Genomic DNA, 23674 nt, shown 5'->3' with positions numbered 1-23674 from the left:
GAAGCGTGCCGCTCATACGCCGGTCGGCGATTCAGTCGTCTGATAAATACGGTCCGGCGATTTTTGGCCATGTATAAAACCGTCGCGGGCGCGCAGCTTACGAGGCGGCGCGTCGAGGACCGGGCGATACGCGGTCGGCAGGCGCGAGCGGCTTAAAGATCGCAGACCTTGCTGCCGTCAACCCGGAAAGATAGGCAGCAATGCCGGAACGGACCTTTCCGGCAGGACGATACGTGGGGACGGGGAATATGAAAGCAGTTTCGCCAGGCGGGCAGCAGGGCGCGGGGTTCTTGGCGCAAGGACAGGCGGCAGGCACGGCGCCGTCGCGCGAACAGGGCGGCCGCTCGCGCGCCGTGAAGATCAACGGCTTGTCGGTGAAGGCGACGCTGCGCGTCGCGTTCGCGGTGCTGCTGATCGGCACATTGCTGATCGGCGTGTTTTCGCTGACGCAGATCGGCCGCCTGAATGCGTCCGCGCAATCCATCTACGATCAAGGCCACGTCGCGAGCCGCGCCGCCGAAGAAGCGCGTGGCCACATGCTGCGCGCAAGCCGCGCGCAAAAAATGCTGCTGACCGCGACCACCGCGAAAGAGCGCGACGAACTCGGCGCCGACATCGACAAGGGTCTCGCCGGTCTGAACGCGCAACTCGCCACGCTCCAGCAATACGTCGACAGCTCCGACGCGAAGGCGCTCGGACAGCAGAAGGCGTTCGCCGCCGGCGTCACCGCATGGAGCGGCCATCTGCGCGACTTCGTGACGCTCGTGAAAGCGCAGCCGCTCGATCTGTCGCAGATGAACTGGCAGGTCGGCACGCAGGACGTGTCGCTGCTGGTCGAAACCGGCAAGCTCGAAAAGCTCGTCGACGAACTCGTCGCGCAGCGTGGCACCGCCGCGAAGGCGACCATCGACGCGTCGGGTTTCATCTACCACTCGTCGTTCGTGATGATCGCGGTGATGACACTCGCGCTGATCGCGCTTGCGTTCGGCATCAGCGAGTGGGTGGTGCGGCGCCTGGCCGGCCAACTCGGCGGCGAGCCGGCGTACGCGAAGGAAATCGCCAGCCGGATCGCGGCGGGCGATCTGTCGAACCGGATCGCGCTCGGCCGCAAGGACAAGTCGAGCATGCTGTACGCGCTGCACGACATGCAAAGCGGACTCGCGACGACGGTCTCCGACATCGCGTCGAGCGCGGATGCGATTGCGACCGCGTCGGGCGAAATCTCGATGGGCAACCTGGATCTGTCGCAACGCACCGAGCAGCAGGCGATGGCGCTCGAGCGCACCGCGAGCAGCATGGAGCAGTTGACCTCGACCGTGCGGCAGAACGCGGACAACGCGAAGCAGGCGAGCACGCTCGCGAACAACGCGTCGGAGATCGCGGAGAAGGGCGGCGCGGTGGTGAGCCGGGTGGTCGCGACGATGAACGACATCAACGAGAGCGCGCGCAGTATCGGCGACATCATCGGCGTGATCGAGGGGATCGCGTTTCAGACCAATATTCTCGCGTTGAACGCGGCGGTCGAGGCGGCCCGTGCGGGCGAAGAAGGCCGCGGGTTTTCGGTGGTCGCCGCCGAGGTGCGCAACCTCGCGCAGCGCAGCGCCGCCGCCGCGAAGGAGATCAAAGGGTTGATCAACGCGTCGGTCGAACGCGTGAGCAACGGTTCGACGCTCGCTCAGGACGCCGGGCAGACGATGGACGAAGTGGTCAAGGCGGTGAAGCGCGTGACCGACATCATGGGCGAGATCTCGGCGGCGTCGTCCGAGCAGAGCGCCGGCATCGAGGAGATCAACCTCGCGGTCACGCAGATGGATTCGGGCACGCAGCAGAACGCTGCGCTGGTCGAGCAGGCCACGGCCGCGGCCCGCTCGCTGGACGATCAGGCGCGCGGCCTGAAGGCGATGGTGGGGAAGTTCAGGTTGTAAGCGAATGGGGTGGCGCTGACGTGTTTGCCGGGCGTCTACCCCCGCGCGAGTGCAGGATAGACGCTGACTCAACGGCACGGTTGCGGGCAGCACGTGCAGCGTGCGAGACCCGCCGCCGTCAACTCGCCTTCGCGTCGCCCGGCTTCACGACGATCGTGCAGGTGATCCCTGCGGCCAGCATCACGTCGTTCGGCACCGAATCGATCTTCACACGCACCGGCACGCGCTGCGCGAGGCGCACCCAGTTGAAAGTCGGATTCACATCCGCGAGCAGTTCGCGGCTTTGCGGATTGTCGCGATCGTAGATGCCGCGAGAGATGCTTTCGACGTGGCCTTGCAGCGTGCCGCCGCTCATCAGCCGGACTTCGGCCTTGTCGCCGATGCGCACGTGCGGCAGCTTGGTTTCCTCGAAGTAGCCGTAGACCCAGAACGAGTGGCTGTCGACGATCGCGAGCTTGGCGTTGCCCGCGGTCGCGTAGTCGCCGCGGAACACGTTCAGGTTCGTCACATAACCATCGACCGGCGACACCACGCGCGTGCGCGCCAGGTTGAGCTTCGCTGCGTCGAGCGCGGCCAGCGCCTGCTGATACGAAGCCTCGGCGGCCGACGCCGTATGCGTCGCGTTTTCGCGGCTTTCCTTCGACACCACCAGCGCGTCCATGTCGGCGCGGCGCTTCGCGTCGTCGCGCTTCATCTGCAGTTCGGCCTTGCGCGCGGCGACCGCGGCTTGCGCCTGTTCGACCGCGATCTGATAGTGCGACGGATCGATCTGCATCAGCAGGTCGCCCTTTTTCACCAGCTGGTTGTCCTTCACCGGCAGCTCGACGACCGCGCCGGAAACGTCCGGCGCGACGTTGACGATCTCGGCGCGCACGCGCCCGTCGCGGGTCCAGGGTTCATCCATGTAATGGACCCACAACACGCGCCCAATCAGGATCGCGACGATAAAAATAATGGCTGTCGCGACGAAGCCAAAGATATTTCGGATGGTCATGTTTCGACTTTGATCAACGATAAACGGCGAGACCCAGCACGCCGCACACACACACGAGCAGGCTGGCCCGGAACAAGGACGGGTGCCACACCACGCGATACAGGCCCGTATAGGCGATCACGCGATCCAGCACCCAGGTAAGCGCGGCGCCCGCGATGAACAGCAGCACGATGGCCGGCATGTAGGCATCGAGGATGGCGATATCACGAGGCATGAAGAACTCCTTGTGGCGCGCCGGCGTGTCCGCTCGTCAACGGTTCGAGCGGTGATTGCGGATCGAGCAGCGCGGTACGGATGAAATGCAGTTGGCTCAGGATGCGTTGCAGCCGATGCCGCTCCTCGCGCGGCGGCGAGAAGCCGGCCAGCATCTGCTGAAGCTGGTCGATCGCATCGGTGGTGGTGGCGAGCGCGTGTGCGAAGCGCTGTTCGCGCGGCCGCGCGAACAGCGCGCTCAGCGCGTCGCGCATCGTCTGCAACGAGATGCGCCACGGCGTCGCTTGCGCGTAGCGGGCATCGGCGGGCAGCGCCGCGACTTCCTCGCGCAGGTCGATCACCGCATTGCCCACTTCGAGCACCGAGAACAGCCAGCGCAAGGTGTCGCGTTTGAGTTCGGGCTCGTTTTGCGCGAGCGCGTTGATCTGGAACATCAGATCGCGCGCGCCGCTTTCGAAGCGCGAACGCACCCGGCGCAGGCCCGCACCACTCGCCAGCACCACCTGACGGCGCAGGTCCACCAGCAGGCGGTTGCGTAGCCACGGCGTGGACGGCGGCAGCAACACCGCGAACGCGATCGACGACACCAGCATCGACAGGGTCAGCGCCATCGAGTCGTTCATGAAGGAGCTTGGGTCGTAGTGCATCAGATTGTCCGGCCCGGCGAGGAAACAGAAGAAGATGCAGTAGCCGACGCCGTAGCCGGCCAGCAGCGGCCGCGTGGTCATGAACACGCCGAGCAGCAGGAACGGCGTGAGCGCCGCGCACAGCAGCACGAAGCCGTCGATGTGCGGAAACACGCCGAACACCGCGATCATGCCCATCAGCGTGGCGACCACCGTGCCGCCCGCCATCTGGAACGCGGTGCGCTTAGGATTCGGCGACGACGACGCCAGCGCGCACACCGCCGCGGCGTTAAGCGTCAGCGTCGAGCCGCTCGGCCACGCGGTCGCGATCCAGAACGCGCCGAGCACGATCATCACGATGGTTGCGCGCAGACCCGCGACAGCCGCCGCGATCGCGTTCGTCTTCGGTTCGTAACGGTCGATCCAGCGCTCGCGCGCATGCGTGTCGACGGCCAGTGAAGCGTAGGTGGCCGCGTATGCATGCAGGTCGTCGATGAAGCGGTACAGCAGCTCGGCGCCCGTGTCGAAGTCGAGCAGCGGCGCGCCGGGATGCGTTTCCAGTTCGGCGCGCGTCGCACGCACGCGCTTCGGCAACTCGGCTTTGTAGGTTTCGAGTTGTGCGGCGGCGTGGGCGGCGTCGGCGGCGCTCAGCACGGGTTCGCCGGACTTCGCGAGCAGCGGGGCGATCTCCTTGAAATACGGATCGAGCGCGGCGATCGCGTCGCGCGCGCCGCTCGTGCCGGTCGCGCGCAGCCGGTTCATCAGCTGATGCAACGCGTGAAAGCGCGTCGATGCGGTCATGAACTCGCTGTTCAGCCGCGCGAGACGGCCGCCGCGCATCCGCGAATCCGGGCCTTCGAACACGGCCACGCTGCGCGCCGCTTCGAAACCGACGATGTCGGCGATGAAGCGCGCATTGGTCGCTTCGATCTGCGCGCGGTCGTTACGCCCGGCCAGCGTCGCGGACACGTATTCGACGAAGGCCGAGAAACGCGCGCGCACGGTGCTGCGCATCTGCAAGCCTGCGAACTGCGGAAACACGAGGCCGCTCACCGCGCCCGCACTCACGATGCCGATCACCACTTCCGCGACGCGCGTGAGCGCGCTCAGAAACGCGCCGTCCGGATGCTGCGAAGCGGGGATGCCGATCAGCGCGGCGGTGTAGCCGGCCAGCACGAAACCGTACGAACGGAAGTTGCGGTTGCGCGCCGCGCCCGCGGTGCAGATGCCGACCCAGATCGCCGTCGACACGATGAACATTTCCGGCTGCTGCGCGAACAGGCCGAGCAGCGCGAGCATCACGACGAGGCCGACGAGCGTGCCGCAGATCCGGTAGAAGCTCTTCGCGAACACCATGCCGCTTTGCGGCTGCATCACGATGAACACGGTGGTCATCGCAGTGCGCGGCTGCGGCAGGTCGAGCTTCATCGCGATGCCGAGTGCGAGAAAGCAGGCGGCGAGCGCCTTGAACATATAGACCCACGTGAGGCCGTCGGTGCGCGCCCATTCGGCAGCGGCCGAGCATAACGCGGCGAGCGACGTGGGGCCCGCGGTGGAGGAGGGAGACGCTGACATGGACCGTTCCTTCACTCCGGCGACGGCGTTACGGCGACGTCGCCGTTCGCTGGCAACGCGTTGCCCTTACCCTTGCCGTGCGCCGGCAGCGTCTCACTCACCGTCGGACCGTTGGCGGGCTCGTCGAGCCCGCCGCCCAATGCGGTCAGGAGCGACGCATGCGCGCCGAGACGCTCCGCCCGGACCTTCGCGACGCCTTCCTGTGCGCGCAGCAACTGGTTCTGCGCGATCAGCACGTTCAGGTAATCGGTCAGGCCGCGCTGGTAACCTTCTCGCGACAGATCGTAGTTCTTGCGCGCCGCCGCGACCGAGCGGTCGGCGTCGTCGGACTGGGTGGCGAGCGAACGGATGCGGATCACCTGATCGGAGATGTCCTTCAGCGCGCCGACGATCGACTGGTTATAGCGCGCCACCGCCTCGTCGTAACCCGCCGACGCCGCGCCGAGTTGTGAGCGCAGCCGGCCGCCGTCGAAGATCGGCAGCGACAGCGCCGGACCCGCGCTCCAGCTATGCGACGGATTCTTCAGGAACTGGAACAGCGGCCCCATTGCCGCATAGCCGCCGATCGACGCCAGCAGATTGATGTCCGGATAGAAGTCGGCCTTGGCGACGTCGATGCCGCGCGCCTGCGCGGCGACGCTCCAGCGCGCCGCGACGACGTCCGGCCGGTGGCCGATCAGGTCCGCCGGCAACGCGCTCGGCAAACCGGCCGGCGCGGCGAGCGATAGCGTCGGGCGCTGGATCGCGTCGCCCGCGCCCGGCCCCTTGCCGGCCAGTGCGGCGAGCTGATTGCGCCCGAGCGCGATCTTTTCTTCGATTTCGTCGATCTGGCGCTCGTATTCCGGCATCGGCGTTTCGGCCTGGCTCACTTCGAGCTGTGTACCGATGCCACCTTTCAGGCGTCGGTTGGCAAGGTCCACGATCTGCTGCTGTTGCTGCAAGGTGGCCTTGGCGATGTCGAGCAGCGCGTAGTCCAGCGACATCCCGATGTACGTGCGCACCACGTTGCCCTGCAGTTCGAGCTGGGCGGCGCGCGCGTCCGCGGCGCTGGCGTGGGCGGCGTCGAGCGCGCGTTCGGCGGCGTTCTTGTCCTTGCCCCAGAGGTCCAGATGATACGAGAGGCCGAGCGTGCCGGTGTTGTTCCACGATTGCTCGCCCGCGAGGGGGCCCGGGCCGTAGTACAGGTTGTCGGCCCACTTCTGCCGCTGGATCGACAGACTGCCGTTGACCTGCGGCGACAAGGCGGAGCGGGCGACGCCCGCCATCGACATCGCCTCGCGCACGCGCGCCTGGGCGGCCGCGAGGCTCGGGTTGCCCGTCTGCGCGGCTTCGATCCACTGGTTCAGTTGCGGATCGTTATAGGCGCGCCACCAGTCGGCGGCCGGCCATTGGGCGTCGGCGTTGGCGGCGCGGATCGCGTTGCCGGCGTCAAGCGACGACGCCTCGATGCCACGGTTTTGCGGCGCAATGCCTCCGGTACTGGCGCAGCCGGCGATTGTTAATAGGATCGTAAGAACCGCGGCAGCGGAGACCCTTTTCGGTACCGGAGACTGCACGATTTCCTCCAAAATTGACTATAGAAGCTTGTGCGCCATTATATTTTTTGATTGATTGGGGAATAACCGGTAAAGGTGTAAGGCATTTTTACGACATGTGAGATAATCGCCTTTGCGAATCATGTAACAATCGCTTCCGATTAATCGCAGATGGGTTGTAGGGAGTGGATCGGCGATAAAGCGCTGACTTTGGGTCAATTGGGACGGGTTGCAGGGCAGCCGAGTGAGCGCCAAAGCGCCTGATCCGGGCGACCGCGACCGGCTGCATGGGACAGGAGTAAGCGCCAAAGCGCTGACTTCGGTCGACCGCAACGGGTTGCATGGGACAGGAGTAAGCGCTGAAGCGCTAACTCCTGTCGACCGCAACGGGTTGCATGGGACAGGAGTAAGCGCTGAAGCGCTAACTCCTGTCGACAGGGAATGGGTATGGATACGCTTCAAAACATGCGCGTATTTGTCCGGGTCGTCGAGGCGGGTAGCTTCACAGGTGCCGCGCAGCATCTGAATACGACCACGGCCTACGCGTCGCGCGCGGTTTCCGATCTGGAAGCCCATCTGCGCACTCGCCTTCTGAATCGGACCACGCGCCGCATCGCGCTGACCGAGGCCGGCGAGCGCTATCTGCAACGCTGTGAGCAAATCCTCGCATATGTGGACCAGGCGGAAGCCGAGGCGAGCGACGCGCATGCGCGTCCGTCGGGCAAACTCAAGGTTCATGCGATGACGAGCTTCGGTCAGCACTACGTGGTGCCGGCCGTTGGCCGTTATCAGGAGCGCTATCCGGACGTGCACATCGAGTTGACGCTCGCGCAGCGCATGCCCGATCTGCTCGACGAGGGTTTCGACGTGTCGCTGACGCTCGCCACCGGTCTGCCGGATTCGGGGCTGGTGTCCCAGCGTCTCGGCAGCGCGTTCAGCATCGCGTGCGCGTCGCCGGCCTATCTGGCGCGGCGCGGCGTGCCGCAAACGCCCGCGGACCTCGCGAACCATACCTGTCTGCAGATGGTGACGCCGGTGTTTCCGCCCGACCGCTGGACCTTCGACGGTCCCAACGGCGAGGAAACGGTCACGCTCGGGGCGACCACGTTTCAGGTGAACGTCGCCGAGGCGATGGCGGTCGCGGCGTCCCACGGCATGGGCATCGGGCTGATTCCAATCTATTCGGCGATCGGCGGTCTGCGCAGCGGCGAGCTCGTGTGGCTGTTGCCGGAATACACGTCGCAGGAAATGAATCTGTATGCGCTCTATCCGTCGAGGCAGTATCTGGACGCGAAAATCCGCACGTGGGTCGAATTTTTGCGCGATGAACTGCCGGCCACGCTGGCGGTAGATCAGGAGGAATTGCGCCGGTTCGCGCGTTCCTGACGCGGCGCGGCTGTTTCATGTGCTGGCGTCCGTTTTGGCCCGTTCAGGTCCTTGTGCGCGCCGCCCTTTTAGGGGACATGATTTTTCGACGCGGCTGACTAATCCGCAGAGCGACCTGTTACACACGTGCCGCGTCGCAACATTTCCTTACTTCCGCTTCACGGTCGATTTGCTAACGTGTGGTTCATGCGCTGCCGCTTCAGCCGGACGCGCCTGTTCACTGCCGTTCGGCACGTCGCAACAACTGAAGGACGAGGAATTCATGGATACGCACCTGATGATCGGCGTGGCCGTCATGCTGGGACTGATCGGGATCGCCGCATCGCGCGATCTGCTGCGCCGCCTGCGCGAACAGCAGCCGCAACTGGTTCCCATCAAGGTCGAACGCCCGGATCTGCGGGCCCAGCGGCGCGACCGCTGAGCCGGAGCGCGGCGTTTCGTTTGAGCGCGCCGCGTTGTCGCCACTGCGGCGGCGACCGCCGGGCCGGCTCTTTCTGAGTACCGCTCGTTGTTCTTCGCTCGTTGTTTTTCGCGTCTCGCTGCTTGCGAGACGCGCCTGCGCTGTCATTGCAGCGCTTCGATCAACCCCGGCTCGTCATTGAGTGTGCGGTCCACCTCTTGACTCACACGGTGCCAGCGAAAGCGGGCGACAGGCAAGCCGCCAGCGCGCGCCAGTTGCTCGAGTTCGTCGGACGGCAACGCCGGATCCAGCCAGCGGCGCGCGGCATCCGGCGCGAAGGCGAGCGGGCGACGATCGTGCACGTCGATCAAACCCGCGTCCGCGCTGGCCGTCACGATCACGAATCCCATTCCGTCCGTTTGCGGCTCGGCGCCGCGCACGCTCGACAACGCGGCGAGATACATCGGCTCGTCTTTCTTCAGATGCACGAAGTAGGGCTGCCGGGTTGTTGCGTTCGCTTGCGCCTCCGCGTCCGGGCTGTTGGCGCTCGGGACAGCTTCGACGCGCCATTCGAACCAGCCGTCCGCCGGCACCAGCACGCGGCCGGTCTTCCACAACGGCTCGAAGTAGCGCGCGCTCGGCGCCGTGTCGGCGCGCGCGTTGATCGTCTGCGGTAGATGCTGTTCGCATGCCCATGCCGGGCGATACCCCCAGTGAATCGCGCGCAGCGTTTGATCGGGATAGATCGCGAGCGGGTGCGTGCCGGGAGCGAGGTTGTAGCCTGGGCGGCGGTCGGCGGCGTCGAAGAGCATCAATGGATCGGTCAGGCCAAGATGCTCGGCGTAACGCTGTGGATCGCGATACTGGCTGATTCGACCGCACATGAGCGACCTCCGGAGAACGATCTGCGTGGCGGGCTGGCGCGAGTTGGCCGGGCTGGCTGTGGATCGGTGGAGCGGGGGGCTTTGCTGGCTTGCTTCTGAAACAGTCACGACCGCACATCCACCCGCCCACAGCGTAATGCCTGCGCTCCAGCCGCGCTACCCGGACCAGCCCCGAGCCACAACGCTAGATCTCGATGACCATATCCCAAGCGAACAACGGGTTTTCCCACTGCCCCGTGCGCCGGTCGAAATAGCCGCGCGGATTACACACGACGCGCGTGCCGTCCACAACATAGTCGAACGACGTATGCGTATGTCCATGAATCCACAACGCGACAGGCGCGCGCACCAGCTGCGGCAAATGATTGACGAAACCCGCCGACACCCGGTCCTGCGCGTAGCGGCCGGCGAGGCTCAGCCGATGCGGCGCGTGATGCGTGACGACGACCGTCTTGCCGCCGAACGGTTTCGCCAGCTCGCCTTCGAGCCATGTGCGCGCCTGCCGGTGCAGCGCGAGCGAGTCGGCGGGCGTGAAGTCGCGGGTGGCGTCGCGGGTGTCGTGCGGCCAGTTCATCTGGATCAGCCCGCGGAAGTCGAGCATGACCCGGCTCGACGCTTCGATCGCTTCGGCGAGCGCGTCGGGGTCCGCACCATACAGCGCGAAATCGGTCCACAAAGTCGTGCCGAGCACGCGCCAGCGGCCCTGGCGGTCGACCAGCGCGGTGTTGTTCAGCACGTGGACGTTGTCGACCTGCGCGGCGGCGTCGTGGAGCGCGCTTTCCAGCGCGCCGAACTCGCCGTCGTAGTACTCGTGATTGCCGGGCACGTAGACCACGGGCGTCGCGCCGTCGAAGGTCTGCGCGGCCCAGCGCGGACCGGCCGCATGGTTGTGGATGTCGCCGGCCAGCACGATCAGATCCGCCTGTGCATGCGGAATCAGCTCGGGCTCGTCGTTTTCCAGATGCAGATCGGACAGCACTCGAATCTTCACGACAACGGCTCCTGCAAAGGCCCCCGTCTGGCAACACGGAGGCTTCGGACGTTAGCTTAGCGTAGCACCTTGCCCGGGTTCATCAGGTTCAGCGGATCGAAGGCATGTTTGACGGCGCGCATCATTTGCACTTCGACGTCCTGCTTGTAGTGCGCGGCCTCGTCGACCTTGAGCTGGCCGAGCCCATGTTCCGCGCTGATGCTGCCGCGATGCCGCTGCACGCTGTCGTAGACGATCTGGTTGATCGGGCTCTGATACTGCTTCAGAAACGCCTTCGCGTCGACGCCCTCGGGCGCCTGCACGTTGTAGTGCAGGTTGCCGTCGCCCAGATGCCCGAACGTGACCATGCGCGCGCCCGGCGCGGCCTGCGCGACGGCCGCGTCGGTCGTCTCGATGAAGTGGCCGATGCGCGAAATCGGCACCGCGATGTCGTGCTTGATGTTCAGACCTTCCTCGGCCTGGGCGAGCGGAATGTGCTCGCGCAGATTCCAGAACGCCCGCGACTGCGCGAGGTTTTCAGCGACCACCGCGTCCTGCACCAGACCTTCTTCGAGCGCGGTTTCCATCAGACGCTCGAACAGCGCGCGTGCGTGCTCCTCGCTTTCGCTGTCCGATAGTTCCAGCAACACCACCTGCGCGTGCGGCTCGGCGAACGGATAGCGCATCTGCTCGAAGTGCCGGCCCACGAGCCGCAGGCAGAAGTCCGACATCAGTTCGAAGCCGGTCAGAAGCGGCCCGGCGACGCGCTGCGTGAGCGACAGAAAGTCGAGCGCCGCGTGCGGCGAAGCGAGAGCGGCGAGCGCGGTGACGCGCGCGGCCGGCTGCGGGTGCAGCTTGAGCACGGCCGCCGTGATGACGCCGAGCGTGCCTTCCGCGCCGATGAACAGATCGCGCAGATCGTAGCCCGTGTTGTCCTTGCGCAGTCCGCGCAGGCCGTCCCACAGTTCGCCCTGCGGCGTCACCACTTCGAGACCGAGGCACAGCTCGCGCGTGTTGCCGTAACGCAGGACGCCGGTGCCGCCCGCGTTGGTGGCGAGATTGCCGCCGATCGTGCAGCTGCCTTCCGCGGCGAGGCTCAATGGGAACAGACGGCCGGCCGCGTCGGCGTGCCGCTGCACATCGGCGAGGATGACGCCGGCTTCGACGGTGATCGTGTTGTTGTGCGGATCGATGTCGCGCACGCGATTCAGGCGCCGTAAGCTGATGACGGCCTGTGCGCCGCTCCCATCGGGCGTGGCGCCGCCGGCCAGACCGGTGTTGCCGCCTTGCGGCACAAGCGCGACGCGATGCTCGACGGCGAGCCGCACTAGCGCCACGACTTCGGCGGGCGTGGCCGGGCAAAGCACCGCGCAGGCCACGCCGCTGTAGCGGCGGCGCCAGTCGGTGAGATACGGGGCGGTGTCGTGCGGATCGGTCAGCACTTGCGCCGCGCCGATGGCGTCGCGACAGGCGGTGAGAAAAGCAGTCTGGGTCATGTTGGTCGGTCGGCGGTCGGGCGCAAAGATTGGACGGGGCGGGTGCTTTTGTCTCGGTCTTGCCGGTTTTTCGTCAGAGGCTCGGGTTGGGGCGGCTGCCGGGATCCGGCGACGCGGCGGTGGTTACCTGGGGTGCTGCGGCATGCGTGGCGGGATGTACAGCTGACTGTGTCGCGGCCGGCCCTGTTGCCGGCGATGTTGCTGACTGTCTTGCTGCGTTAGGGGCATCGCGATCGCTTATCTGATCTTCAGGGGCATCGTCAGCGGCTTGGCTCGCTGCTTCCTTCGCAGCACGCTTCGCCGCCCGCTTGAACGGCGCGACATAGATCAGCGCGCAAACAAAAAAGATCACCGCGAGCGCGGCTTGCAACCAGCCGAGGCGCGCGCTCAGCCCGTGATCGCTCCGGCCCCGCACGACCCCTTCGGCGAAATACAGCAGGCTCAGCATCGATGCCCACTGCAGCGTGTAAAGCCGGCGCCGCCATACGCCAGGCAGCGCGCACAGCAGCGGCAACGCCTTGAGCACGAGCGCCGAGCCGCCGGGACGCAACGGCGCGAGCCACCACTCCCACGCGACGGCCAGCGCGATCAGCGCGAGCAAAGCGGCAATGGCACCGAGCGCGGCGACGGGTCTGGACGCGACCGGCAGCGCGGTGGAAGGCAGGGACGCCGCCATTGCGTCGCCGGTTACGTGGGCCGCTGCAGACGCCGCGCCGGCCCGTTTCGACCCAGGCTTATGCTTGATCCCGGACGTCACCTCCGGCCCGCTCATGGCCTGTCGCTCATGGACGCCGCCGTGCGCGCGACGCGTGCGCCGAGTGCGATGGCGAGCGTTTTCTCATCGGTGGAGATGCCTTGCGCGGCGCTGCCCGCGCGGGCGAAATGCGACGCGCCATACGGCGTGCCGCCGGTTTGCGTGGTGCTCAACGCGCTCTCCGTGTACGGGATGCCGACGATCAGCATGCCGTGGTGGAGCAGTGGGAGCATCATGCTGAGCAGCGTGGATTCCTGGCCGCCGTGCAGACTGCCGGTGGACGTGAACACGCAGGCCGGCTTGCCGGCCAGGGCGCCCGCCAGCCACTGCGGTGTGGTGCCGTCGAGAAAGTATTTGAGCGCCGCAGCCATGTTGCCGAAGCGGGTGGGCGAGCCGAGCGCGAGGCCGGCGCATTCTTCGAGATCGCGCAGTTCGACGTAGGGCGGTCCTTCGACGGGAATGTCCGGCTGCGTCGCCTCGCAGACGGTGGAAACCGCCGGCACGGTGCGCACGCGCGCCTGCATGCCGGGGACGCTGTCGACGCCGTGCGCGATCGCGAGGGCGAGTTCGCGGGTGGCGCCGTGACGGCTGTAATAAAGCACGAGAATGTCTTTCATAGGCCTCATCGGTGAACGGGTATTATAGGGGCTCGGTCCGCTCCGCTGGCCACTCATAGCCGTTCGGCCAGGTGCCGCGCGCGCTTCCCCAAGCACCGGTTCACGAAGCAAGGAGATGGGTTTGTTGTCCAGGGTGCGTTTCGATCTCGACACGCTCAAACGACTCGCGCGGTTTGCCGCGCAGCGCATCGGCGAAGACCGTATTCCGCAGGTGGCCGGCAGTCTCACGTTCACGGCGATGCTGGCGCTCGTGCCGCTCGCCACGGTCGCGTTCGCGTTGTTCACCGCGTTTCCGATTTTCAGTTCGTTCCAGGATTCGCTGCAGCTATTTCTCGCGGACCACCTGATGCCCTCGCAATTGAACAGTCAGATTTTCAAGTATCTGAACCAGTTCGCGGCGAAGGCGAAAGGGCTGACAACGATCGGCATGATCCTGCTGTTTCTCACGGCAGTGATGACCATGATGACCGTCGAATCCGCGTTCAACGTGATCTGGCGGGTGCGCAAGGCGCGGCCGATCGCGCAGCGCATTCTGGTGTACTGGGCGATCATCACGCTGGGGCCCATTCTGATCGGCGTGAGCCTGTCGATCTCCTCGTATCTGTTCACGCAGTCGATGACCTTCAGCGCGGCGCAGCGCATCACGCCGCTCATCGAATGGGCGCTGGCGGGCGCCGCGCTGCCGCTGACGGCGCTCGCCTTCACGATTCTCTACGTGTATCTGCCGAACTGCCGCGTCGAATGGCGCGACGCGGTGATCGGCGGCGTCACTGCCGCGATCGCGTTCGAGCTAGCCAAGCGCGGTTTCGGCTATTACGTGCGGCGCATTCCGACTTACACGGCGGTGTACGGCGCGTTCGCCGCCGTGCCGCTATTCCTCGTGTGGATGTACCTGTGCTGGTTCATTACGCTCGCGGGCGCGATGATCGCGTCCGCGTTGCCGGCGATTCGCATCGGCCAGTTTCACAGGCCCACCTTCGACGGCAGCAATCTGTTTGATTCGCTCGAACTGCTCGCGCGGCTCTCGGAAGCACGCGACGCGGGCGGGCGCGGCTACACGGTGCCCGAGCTTGCGCGGATGCTTCGCCGCGATATGGATATCACGCTCTATCTGCTGCAGCGGCTCGAGGAGATCGACTGGATTGCGCGGCTGGAGGACGACGCCGGTCCGCACTTCCTGCTGCTGGCGAACCCCGCGCAGGTCACGGTCGAGCGCCTGTTCGACATGTTCGTGATCGACCGCCCGGAGCTCGCGTATCAGCTCGACCTGCAGTCCACGCGCGTGGATGGCGCGACGCTGCTGGCCTCGCTCGAGAACGACAAGCTGAAGGTGACGCTTGCCGCGTTGCTGGCGGCGCGTGCGGCGGCCAAAGCGGCCCAGGCCGCGGAGAGCGAGCGCGCCGCGCCATCGATGCCGCACCAGGCGGCTTGACACGATGTCAGGTGATTGATGCCTGGCGGCGAGGGATGGGGAGCAAAGGCGAGCCGCCCGCGATTGAATGGCGCTCGCATCGGGGCGTTATCGCGCGCAGTGAGATCGCGGTGAAGGGATCGAGGCAAGCTGCAAAGAAAGTGGCACGGCATAGCCGCTGACGCGCCGATCACATCAGCCCACCCACCGCACGACTAGAGCGAAATCCTGCCGACGCAAATGTCCTTGAACATCACCCAGTCACCCATCAGGCTATAGAGCGGATGACGGAAGGTCGCCGGCCGGTTCTTTTCGAAGAAAAAATGCCCGACCCAGGCAAATCCGTAGCCGCAAATTACCGCTGCGGGCAGCCATAACCAGTCTCCAGTGGCCAGCGCCATCGCCAGACAGCCGATTACGCCCAGCGATCCCACGAAATGCAGCCGCCGCGAGACCATGTTGCGATGCTCGCTCAGATAGTACGGATAGAACTCCGCGAAACTCGCGAAGTGATCGGTATGCGCGGTGTGAGCCATGATGGCCTCCGATGTGGACGCTTGCCGCCGTCATGCCTGTCGCTCCGGGTGGCTTTGCCGCGTGCGGCCATGCTTCGCACGCGCTCGCAACAGGACAGACTTGAATCATTGTGCGGCTATCGGGCGCCGCGCGCAACCTGGCCATTCGGACGATGGCGCGGCCGTTCCGGCGCGCGTATTGTGCTACCTCACTTGCCGGTTCTCGCGATGCCTCACGACTGCTAGCGGGCTTCGAGAGGTGGCCTGGAAGCGAAGCTGAACAGCGCATCGAGCGTGGCGTCGGGTTGTTCGGTCATCAACGCGTGGCCCGCGTCGAGCGTGACGGTGTCGACCGACGCACTCGCTTGCGCAAGCGCGTCGGCGAGCGCTTTGGCCGCGCGCGGCGGGGTCATCGCATCGCGCCGGCCGACGATCAGGCGCGTCGCGCAGCGCACCTGGGCGGCGCGGGCAAGACCGTCCGCGTAGTCGTTGCACGCGGTGAAGTCGGTATGGAACAGCTGCGGTTCACCGCTCGCCGAAACGCGCTCCATCAGCCGCTGGTTCATGCCGTGGAGCCAGAAGCCCGGTCCGGGGCAGGAGGGCTTGGCCGCGAGCGTCGAATGCGACCATTGGTTGACCATGCTTATCGCGTCGGGCTCGCGATGCAGCGCGGCGTCGAGCAATGCGTCGGAAACGGCCATCGGCATCGCGGTGGCGAGCAGTGCGAGATGCGTCGCGCGTTGCGGGTAGCGGCCGGCGAAGTCGAGCGCGATTAACGAGCCCATGCTGTGGCCGGCCACGAATGCGCGCTGCACGCCAGCGGCGTCGAGCAGTGCGGCGAGCCAGTCGGCCATCGCCGTCACGCTGGTGAGCGCGGGGCCGCTGCTGCGGCAGTGGCCGGGCAGGTCCACCGCCAGCACGCCGAAGCCGTGGTGCGCGAAGTAGCGGCTTTGCAACGCCCACACGCTATGGTCGTGCTCGGCGCCGTGGATGAACACCGCGGTCGGCAGGCGGGCGTCGAACGGTTTGCCGCCGGTGTAGGCATAAGCGGGTTGGCCTTGAACCGTGACGATCATGTGGACTCCGGGCGGGGTTTTGCGGCGGCGTCGAAGAGGGCTGACGAACTGGCTTTTGCGGTTGCGGTGTCTGCGGCGGAGGCAGCTGCCGCGCCGCGTCGAGCAATAGCAGCGCCGCCCGGTTTCCGCGCGGCCTTCAACGCGCGCTTGAGGTCGTCGATCAGATCGTCGGGATCTTCGAGGCCGATCGACAGGCGGATCGTCCCTTCCGCGATGCCGGCGGCGGCAAGCGCGGCGGCATCCATGCGAAAGTGGGTGGTCGATGCGGGATGAATCACCAGCGAGCGCGCATCACCGACATTCGCGAGGTGCGAGAACAGCGACAGCGCTTCGATGAAACTGCGCCCGGCCGCGCGGTCGCCACGCAAATTGAAGGCGAACACGGCGCCCGCGCCGCGCGGCAGCAGACGCTGCGCGAGCGCATGGTCGGGATGCGTCGGCAGTTCCGGATAGGCAACCGTTTCGACCGCCTCGTGCGCGGCAAGGAACTCGACCACGCGGCGCGTGTTGGCGACGTGCCGTTCCATACGCAAAGGCAATGTCTCGATGCCTTGCAGCAGTTGCCACGCGGCTTGCGGATGCAGGCACGCGCCGAAGTCGCGCAGACCTTCGCGGCGCGCGCGCAGCAGGAACGGCGCGACCGTGCTTTCCTCGCTGAACACCATGCCGTGGAAGCCTTCGTACGGCTCGGTGAATTCGGGAAAGCGCCCCGATGCGTCGAAGTCGAACGTGCCGCCGTCCACCAGCACGCCGCCGATCGTCGTGCCGTGGCCGCCGAGGAATTTGGTGGCCGAGTGATACACGAAGTCCGCGCCGTGCTCGAACGGTTTGAGCAGATACGGCGTCGTGAACGTCGAGTCGACCAGCAGCGGCACGCGGTGTTCATGCGCGATCTGCGCGACGGCGGCGATATCGAGCACGTCGAGGCCAGGGTTGCCGAGCGTCTCGCCGAACAGCAACCGCGTATGCGGACGCAGCGCGGCGCGCCACGCGTCGAGGTCGCCCGGTTTGACGAAGGTCGTCTCGATGCCGAAGCGCCGCAGCGTGTAGTGCAGCAGATTGTGCGAGCCGCCGTACAACGCGCTGGAGGCGACGATGTGCGAGCCCGCGCCCATCAGCGTGACGATCGCCAGATGCAGGGCTGCCTGGCCGCTCGCCGTGCCGATTGCGCCTGCGCCGTTTTCCAGCGCGGCTACGCGCTCCTCGAACACCGCCACCGTCGGGTTGGAGATGCGCGAATAGACGTGGCCGGCGCGCTCCATGTTGAAGAGCGCCGCGGCGTGGTCCGAGTCGCGGAACGAAAACGAGGTGGTCTGGTAAATCGGCGTGGCGCGGGCGCCGGTCGCGGGATCGGGGGCGGCGCCGGCATGCAGCGCAAGCGTGTCGAAACGGTTGGCGGACATCGTGGGCGGCGGGGCCACGAGTGGCCTCGCGAAAGGGGAAAGTGGCGGCCATCCTATCACCGGCATGATCCGCATCAAGCGCGGTTTTCCCGATGCGCGCGCCCGGCGCGGCACAAATTCGGGATGGCGAACGCCCGCTGACCCTTGGTGGGCGGGCCGCTTTCCTTTTATGAGCCTTTCCGCTAGGATCGAAAATCATTCATGCATTGCCAGCTAGCGGGTATCACGGAGACAGATCATGCGAGTCAGCGACATTCTCAAAGTCAAAGGCAACACCCTTTTCACGGTCACACCGGATACCACGCTGCACGACGCGGTCAATGCGATGGCCGAGCACGATATCGGCTCGCTTGTCGTGATGGAATATGGCGATCTCGTCGGCATGCTGACGTTTCGCGAAATCATCCTGACGCTGAGCAAGAACGGCGGCAGCGTCGGCACCTCCACGATCCGCAAGGTCATGGACGACCATCCGCTCACCTGCACACCCGAGACCGACGTCAATGAAGTCCGCCGCATGATGCTCGAACATCACGTGCGCTATTTGCCGGTGATGGAAAGCCGCACGCTGATGGGCGTCATTTCGTTTTACGACGTGGCGAAGGCGGTGGTCGAAGAACAGGGCTTCGAAAACCGCATGCTCAAGGCGTATATCCGCGACTGGCCGGAAGAACAGCAGGAACAACAGCCGACGCGTTGATGCGCGGTAACTGACCGTCGCGCTCGGGCATTGTCATGAGCGTGAAGGGGCAGGAAAGGCGTGCGCGAAAGCGTGCGCTTTTTTTGTGTCCGGCGGTGTCGTGGGTGGCCCGCAAGAAGCGGGCGCCTGTGCGCCCGGTTGATCCGTGGTTCCGTTGCGGATTTCGCGTGATGTGATGAGCCGCCTGTGCCCGGCGCCGTTCTCCGCGCTTTCTCTGTTGTTGCTCTTCTGGGCCGTTCTCCGAACTTCATGAGCGATCGTCCGTTACCTGCCACTCGTCGCGGCTCACCTGCGCACGACGCGCACGAATCCCAGTTCCGGCTGCTCAGGCAGCGCCGTTTCGCGCCGTTTTTCTGGACGCAGTTCCTCGGCGCGATGAACGACAACGTGTTCAAGATCGGCTTCACGTCGCTCGTCACGTATCAGGCGGCGCGCTTTTCCGGCGTCGATCCGGCCACCGCGGCATTCCTGATCTCGGCCATTTTCATTCTGCCGTTCGTCCTGTTCTCGGCTACCTCCGGCCAGATCGCCGACAAGTACGACAAGGCGATGCTCACGCGCCTCGTCAAGAGTTTCGAAATCGTCGTGATGCTGATCGGCGGCACGGGGTTCTGGCTGCACAGCGCGCCGTTGCTGTATCTGTGCACGTTCCTGATGGGCGTCCATTCGACCGTTTTCGGGCCCGTCAAGTACTCGTACTTACCGCAGCATCTGTCGAAGACGGAACTGGTCGGCGGCAACGGCATGGTCGAGATGGGCACCTTCGTCGCGATCCTGCTTGGCACGATCGTCGGCGGCGCGGGCGCCGGGCTCGCCGAATATGGCGCGCTCGTGCTGGCCGGCGCGTGCATCGCGATTGCGCTCGCGGGGCGCATCGTGTCGGGCTTCGTGCCGCCTACGGCCGCGCCGCAACCCGCGTTGCGCATCAACTGGAATCCGTTCAGCGAGACGTGGCGCAACCTCAAGCTGGCGCGCGAAAACCGCACCGTGTTCCTGAGCCTGCTGGGCATTTCCTGGCTGTGGTTCGTCGGTGCGACGTTTCTGTCGTCGTTCTTCAGCTTCGCGAAGAACGTGCTCTCAGCCAATCCGGACGTCGTGACCGTGCTGCTTGGCACGTTTTCGATCGGCATTGGCATCGGCTCGCTGATGTGCGAAAAGCTTTCGAAGCGGCGTATCGAAATCGGTCTCGTGCCGCTCGGCTCGATCGGCATGAGCGTGTTCGCGATCGATCTGTTTTTCGCGAGTCACGCGCTGCCGCCCGTCGGACACCTGCTGAGCGTCGGCGAGTTCCTCGGGCGGCTCGCGCATTGGCGCGTGCTGGCCGATCTGTTCCTGCTCGCGATGTTCGGCGGCTTCTACAGTGTGCCGCTCTATGCGTTGATCCAGAGCCGCAGCCAGCCGAGCCACCGGGCGCGCATCATCGCGGCGAACAATATCCTGAATTCACTGTTCATGATCGTGTCGGCGTTGATGGCGATGGGGCTGACCTCGGCCGGCTTCGGCATTCCGGCGATCTTCCTCGTCACCGCGCTGCTGAACATCGTCGTCGCGACCTACATCTATTCGCTGGTGCCGGAGTTCCTGCTGCGTTTCATCGCGTGGATGCTGGTGCATACGTTCTACCGGATTCGCCTCGTACATGCCGAGCGGATTCCGGACGAGGGCGCGGCGGTGCTGGTGTGCAACCACGTAAGCTTCGTCGATGCGATCGTCATCATGGCCGGGAGCCCGCGGCCGATCCGTTTCGTGATGGATCATCAGATCTTCAGGTCGCCGTTCGCGGGCTGGGTGTTTCGTCATGCGAAAGCGATTCCGATCGCGCCGGCGCATCAGGACCCGGAGCTGCTCGCGCGCGCCTATGAGCGTTGCGCGCAGGCGCTCGCCGAGGGCGAACTGGTTTGCATCTTTCCGGAAGGCAAGCTCACGCGAACCGGCGAGATGAATCCGTTTCGCCATGGCGTGATGGAGATCGTCAGGCGCACGCCCGCGCCGGTCATACCGATGGCGCTGCGCGGCCTGTGGGGCAGCGTATTTTCTCGCGGCAACGAGGCGCACTGGCCGCGGCCGATCCGCAAGGGCGTGATGAGCCGGTTGAGTCTCGCGGTGGGCGAGCCGATCGATCCGGCACACGTGACGCCGGAGAAGTTGCAGCAGATTGTCACCGAGTTGCGTGGGGCGCGCAGGTAGCGGGTAGAGATGGGGGCCGGCGCTGCTGCGAAAGCCGCTCCGCCGCACTCCGGACGGCGCTTCCTACGGTCAAAAACGAAAATTCCTACTCGCGACAGTGTGTTTGCCGACACCGCGCGCGAATCATCGCAAGCTTGCGGCTGAGTTGGGCCTAGCCAATCGGCCATGCATGCGGCGCAACCCGTTCCACATGCGACGGGGCTGGCATAATAGCGCTTTCCCCGCATTTCTTTGGACGACGCCCATGTCCGGCAACACGCTCGGTACGCTTTTCACTGTCACGACCTTCGGCGAATCGCACGGCCCCGCTATCGGCTGCGTGATCGACGGCTGCCCTCCGGGCATGGCGCTCAACGAAGCCGACATCCAGCTCGAACTCGACCGCCGCAAGCCCGGCACGTCGCGCCACGTCACGCAGCGCCAGGAAGAAGACAAGGTCGAGATCCTGTCGGGCGTGTTCGAAGGCCAGACCACCGGCGCACCGATCGCGCTGCTGATCCGCAATACCGATCAGCGCAGCAAGGACTACGGCAACATCGCCGACACGTTCCGCCCCGGTCATGCCGACTACACCTACTGGCAGAAGTACGGCATCCGCGACTATCGCGGCGGCGGCCGTTCGTCGGCCCGTCTGACGGCGCCCACGGTGGCGGCGGGCGCGGTGGCGAAGAAGTGGCTGCGCGAGAAATTCGGCACAGAGATTCGTGGTTACATGGCCGCGCTCGGCGAGATCGACGTGCCGTTCGTCGACTGGGAGCAGGTGCGCGAGAACCCGTTCTTCGCGCCGAACGCTGACATCGTGCCGCAGCTCGAAGACTACATGGACGCGCTGCGCAAAGACGGCGATTCGATCGGCGCGCGCATCAACGTCGTGGCCTCCGGGGTGCCGGTCGGGCTCGGTGAGCCGCTGTTCGACCGCCTCGACGCCGACATCGCGCACGCGATGATGGGCATCAACGCGGTGAAGGGCGTCGAGATCGGCGCGGGCTTCGCGAGCGTCGCGCAACGCGGTTCGGTGCACGGCGACGAGCTGACGCCCGAGGGTTTCGTCGGCAATCACGCGGGCGGTGTGCTCGGCGGGATTTCGACCGGGCAGGACATCACGGTCTCGATCGCGATCAAGCCGACGTCAAGCATTCGCACGCCGCGCCGTTCGATCGACAAGGCGGGCCAGCCGGCCGTCGTCGAAACGTTCGGGCGGCATGACCCGTGTGTCGGCATTCGCGCCACGCCGATCGCCGAATCGATGCTCGCGCTGGTGCTGATCGACCACGCACTGCGCCATCGTGCGCAATGCGGCGACGTGTCCGTCAGCACGCCGAAGATCGCGGCGAACGCGCCTTAACCGACGCGCGTCGAACGTCTATTGACTCGCTGAGCGCGCGGCGGTTATCCCCATGACCGATTCGAACATCGGGCTGGCGGATAGCCAGCTTGCCACGCTGCGCGCGCGTGCCGCCACGCCGGATGCGTCCGCGGGCGACTGCTTCGCGTTCGGCCAACTGCTGTTGCAGCACGCCGGCCGCGACAAAGCCCGCCAGCATGAGGCGCTCGCCGCTCTGGTGCGCGCCTACCGGCTCGATCCTTCGAGCGAACCCACGTTGCTTCCCATGCTTGCGCAGACGGCCTTCGTCGTGCGCGACTGGGTGCTGCTCGACTCGGCGGCTGGACTGCTGCTCTCGCACCATCCCGAAGACGCCAACGCGCTCATGTGGCGTGCGATCGCCATGCAGCAGCGTGACGACTTTGCCACTGCCGAGCGCTTGCTGCGCGAAGCGGTGCGCGTCGTGCCCGCGAATCCGGTTGCGCTTCACAAGCTCGCGCTGTGCATCAAGGAGCAGGCGCGTTTCGCCGAAGCCGAGGCACTGCTCAGGCAAGTGCTGGCGCTGTCGCCGAATAACGCGCATGCGTTGTTCGATCTGTCGGAACTCGAAATCCGCTCGGGCCGTTTCGCCGATGGCTGGGCGCATTACGAGTCACGCGTCGCATTCGCCGATGACATGAACAACGCGCAGCATGCGCTCGCGGCCATCAGCGCGTATTGGCAGGGCGAATCGCTGGCCGGCAAAACGCTGGTGGTCTATGGCGAGCAGGGCAATGGCGATTGCCTGTGGGCGGTGCGCTTTCTGCCGCTGCTCGCCGAGCGGGCGCGGCGCGAAGGCGGGCGCGTGGTCTTCGGTCATGATGGGCCGTTGCGTCATCTGTTCGAGCGGACACTGCCCGCCGATCTGCCGCTCGAAACGAGTCTCGACACCCGGCCTGATTTCCACTGCGGCCTGATGAGTTTGCCGCTGCGGCTCGGCATTGCCGATGCGGCCGGGTGGGGCGCGCCGTATCTGAGCGCCGATCCGGCGCATGTGCGGACATGGCGTGAGCGGATCGACGCGGAGCTTGCGGCCACGCGCGCCAATCTCAAAGTCGGGGTGGTGTGGAACGGCAATCCCGAACATATCCGCGACATGCGGCGCTCGGTGCCCGTCGAGCAACTCGAGCCGCTATTGAACGTGCCGAACGTGAGCTATTTCGCGTTGTCGCCGGGACGGGGCGCAACGGTCGCGCAGTGGCGAGCCAAGGGTCTCGACGTGATCGACATGACCGGCCATTTTCAATCCGGCTTCGACGATGTCGCCGCGTTGCTGGCGAATCTGGATCTGGTCCTGACGATCGACAGCGGGCCCGCGCATCTGGCAGGGGCGCTCGGCGTGCCGACCTGTTTGATGATCGACCACGTCTCCGCATGGTTCTGGGGCGATCCGTCGCCGCATACGGCGTGGTACGGTTCGATCGAGCTGGTTCGGCAGCCCCGCGTCGGCGACTGGGCGCCGGTCGTGGCGAAGGTGCGGGAGAGGATTGAGGCGATGACGCGCGAGCGTCGTTGAAACTTTCGCCTTCGCGCGGCGCCGGCGAGAATGCAGGCGCCACGCGAAGGCAAGCGAAGCCGCCTTACATATTCGGATAGTTCGGCCCGCCACCCCCTTCCGGCGTGACCCACACGATATTCTGCGTC

At 65.8% G+C, this 23674-nt stretch carries 21 protein-coding genes; 8 read left to right on the top strand and 13 right to left on the bottom strand.

Translation table 11 applies throughout. From position 1 onward, the window contains the following. Positions 1-248 precede the first annotated feature (248 nt). Entirely contained in the window at positions 249-1925 is a 1677-nt protein-coding gene (locus CIC12_RS02155; RefSeq protein WP_168661723.1) for a methyl-accepting chemotaxis protein, read from the top strand. A 118-nt stretch (positions 1926-2043) separates the two neighbouring features. Here the strand turns inward: CIC12_RS02155 and CIC12_RS02150 are convergent, their stop codons facing one another. The 4 genes from CIC12_RS02150 to CIC12_RS02135 are packed head-to-tail and all read right to left on the bottom strand — an operon-like array spanning position 2044 to position 6889. Further along, the gene (locus tag CIC12_RS02150; RefSeq protein ID WP_168661721.1) at positions 2044-2919 is read right to left on the bottom strand and encodes an efflux RND transporter periplasmic adaptor subunit; all 876 of its coding nucleotides are present in this window, start codon (positions 2917-2919) and stop codon (positions 2044-2046) included. Positions 2920-2932: 13 nt separating this feature from the next. Next, entirely contained in the window at positions 2933-3133 is a 201-nt protein-coding gene (locus CIC12_RS02145) for a DUF1656 domain-containing protein (RefSeq protein WP_121315222.1), read from the bottom strand. Beyond that, a complete protein-coding gene (locus CIC12_RS02140) occupies positions 3123-5333 on the bottom strand; it encodes an FUSC family protein (protein WP_168661719.1) in 2211 nt (736 codons plus the stop codon). The genes CIC12_RS02145 and CIC12_RS02140 overlap by 11 nt, the downstream gene beginning before the upstream one ends. A gap of 11 nt (positions 5334-5344) precedes the next feature. Then, positions 5345-6889 (bottom strand): efflux transporter outer membrane subunit, encoded by a 1545-nt coding sequence (locus CIC12_RS02135; RefSeq protein ID WP_168661717.1) that lies wholly within the window; start codon positions 6887-6889, stop codon positions 5345-5347. A 426-nt stretch (positions 6890-7315) separates the two neighbouring features. On the opposite strand from CIC12_RS02135, the gene CIC12_RS02130 reads away from it, so the two are divergent. Further along, positions 7316-8254, top strand: coding sequence for a LysR family transcriptional regulator (locus CIC12_RS02130; RefSeq protein WP_168661715.1), 939 nt, complete (start codon positions 7316-7318; stop codon positions 8252-8254). Between the two features lie 262 nt (positions 8255-8516). Then, complete coding sequence (locus CIC12_RS02125) at positions 8517-8675, top strand: hypothetical protein (protein ID WP_168661713.1); 159 nt, start codon at positions 8517-8519, stop codon at positions 8673-8675. Positions 8676-8818: 143 nt separating this feature from the next. Here the strand turns inward: CIC12_RS02125 and CIC12_RS02120 are convergent, their stop codons facing one another. The 5 genes from CIC12_RS02120 to wrbA form a co-directional block, all read right to left on the bottom strand. Then, positions 8819-9538: an SOS response-associated peptidase gene (locus CIC12_RS02120; protein WP_168661711.1), complete on the bottom strand. Its 720-nt coding sequence runs from the start codon at positions 9536-9538 to the stop codon at positions 8819-8821. Positions 9539-9722: 184 nt separating this feature from the next. Then, complete coding sequence (locus CIC12_RS02115; protein ID WP_168661709.1) at positions 9723-10529, bottom strand: metallophosphoesterase; 807 nt, start codon at positions 10527-10529, stop codon at positions 9723-9725. Positions 10530-10585: 56 nt separating this feature from the next. After that, positions 10586-12004, bottom strand: coding sequence for an FAD-binding oxidoreductase (locus CIC12_RS02110; RefSeq protein ID WP_168661707.1), 1419 nt, complete (start codon positions 12002-12004; stop codon positions 10586-10588). A gap of 73 nt (positions 12005-12077) precedes the next feature. Then, on the bottom strand, positions 12078-12680 hold the full coding sequence (locus tag CIC12_RS02105; protein ID WP_168661705.1) for a DUF2069 domain-containing protein: 603 nt from the start codon (positions 12678-12680) through the stop codon (positions 12078-12080). A gap of 92 nt (positions 12681-12772) precedes the next feature. After that, the gene (gene wrbA, locus CIC12_RS02100) at positions 12773-13375 is read right to left on the bottom strand and encodes an NAD(P)H:quinone oxidoreductase (protein WP_168661702.1); all 603 of its coding nucleotides are present in this window, start codon (positions 13373-13375) and stop codon (positions 12773-12775) included. Between the two features lie 115 nt (positions 13376-13490). Between wrbA and CIC12_RS02095 the strand changes: the two genes are divergently transcribed. Continuing rightward, a complete protein-coding gene (locus CIC12_RS02095; RefSeq protein ID WP_174771867.1) occupies positions 13491-14807 on the top strand; it encodes a YihY family inner membrane protein in 1317 nt (438 codons plus the stop codon). 194 nt (positions 14808-15001) lie between these two features. On the opposite strand, the gene CIC12_RS02090 is transcribed toward CIC12_RS02095, so the two are convergent. The 3 genes from CIC12_RS02090 to CIC12_RS02080 form a co-directional block, all read right to left on the bottom strand. Next, positions 15002-15322 (bottom strand): Mpo1-like protein, encoded by a 321-nt coding sequence (locus tag CIC12_RS02090; RefSeq protein WP_121315215.1) that lies wholly within the window; start codon positions 15320-15322, stop codon positions 15002-15004. Positions 15323-15543: 221 nt separating this feature from the next. Then, on the bottom strand, positions 15544-16377 hold the full coding sequence (locus tag CIC12_RS02085) for an alpha/beta fold hydrolase (protein ID WP_168661701.1): 834 nt from the start codon (positions 16375-16377) through the stop codon (positions 15544-15546). Then, a complete protein-coding gene (locus CIC12_RS02080) occupies positions 16374-17780 on the bottom strand; it encodes an O-acetylhomoserine aminocarboxypropyltransferase (protein ID WP_168661699.1) in 1407 nt (468 codons plus the stop codon). The genes CIC12_RS02085 and CIC12_RS02080 overlap by 4 nt, the downstream gene beginning before the upstream one ends. A 238-nt stretch (positions 17781-18018) precedes the next feature. Between CIC12_RS02080 and CIC12_RS02075 the strand changes: the two genes are divergently transcribed. From CIC12_RS02075 to CIC12_RS02060, 4 genes are all read left to right on the top strand, one after another. Continuing rightward, a complete protein-coding gene (locus tag CIC12_RS02075; protein WP_168661698.1) occupies positions 18019-18480 on the top strand; it encodes a CBS domain-containing protein in 462 nt (153 codons plus the stop codon). A 249-nt stretch (positions 18481-18729) separates the two neighbouring features. Continuing rightward, positions 18730-20667 carry an MFS transporter gene (locus CIC12_RS02070; protein ID WP_168661696.1) on the top strand — a complete coding sequence of 646 codons (1938 nt, stop codon included), beginning with the start codon at positions 18730-18732 and terminating at the stop codon, positions 20665-20667. 244 nt (positions 20668-20911) lie between these two features. After that, a complete protein-coding gene (aroC, locus tag CIC12_RS02065) occupies positions 20912-22012 on the top strand; it encodes a chorismate synthase (RefSeq protein ID WP_168661694.1) in 1101 nt (366 codons plus the stop codon). Positions 22013-22064: 52 nt separating this feature from the next. Beyond that, positions 22065-23546, top strand: a complete 1482-nt coding sequence (locus CIC12_RS02060; protein WP_168661692.1) for a tetratricopeptide repeat protein — start codon at positions 22065-22067, stop codon at positions 23544-23546. A 64-nt stretch (positions 23547-23610) separates the two neighbouring features. Here CIC12_RS02060 and CIC12_RS33825 read toward each other — a convergent pair. Next, positions 23611-23674: 4Fe-4S dicluster domain-containing protein (locus CIC12_RS33825; RefSeq protein WP_148093986.1), on the bottom strand; the 64-nt coding region annotated here is incomplete at its 5' end.

The organism is Paraburkholderia sp. SG-MS1, assembly GCF_012275575.1.
Classification (GTDB): domain Bacteria; phylum Pseudomonadota; class Gammaproteobacteria; order Burkholderiales; family Burkholderiaceae; genus Paraburkholderia.
Note: the sequence above shows the minus strand (reverse complement) of the source record. Positions and strands in the feature narration are given on the sequence as shown.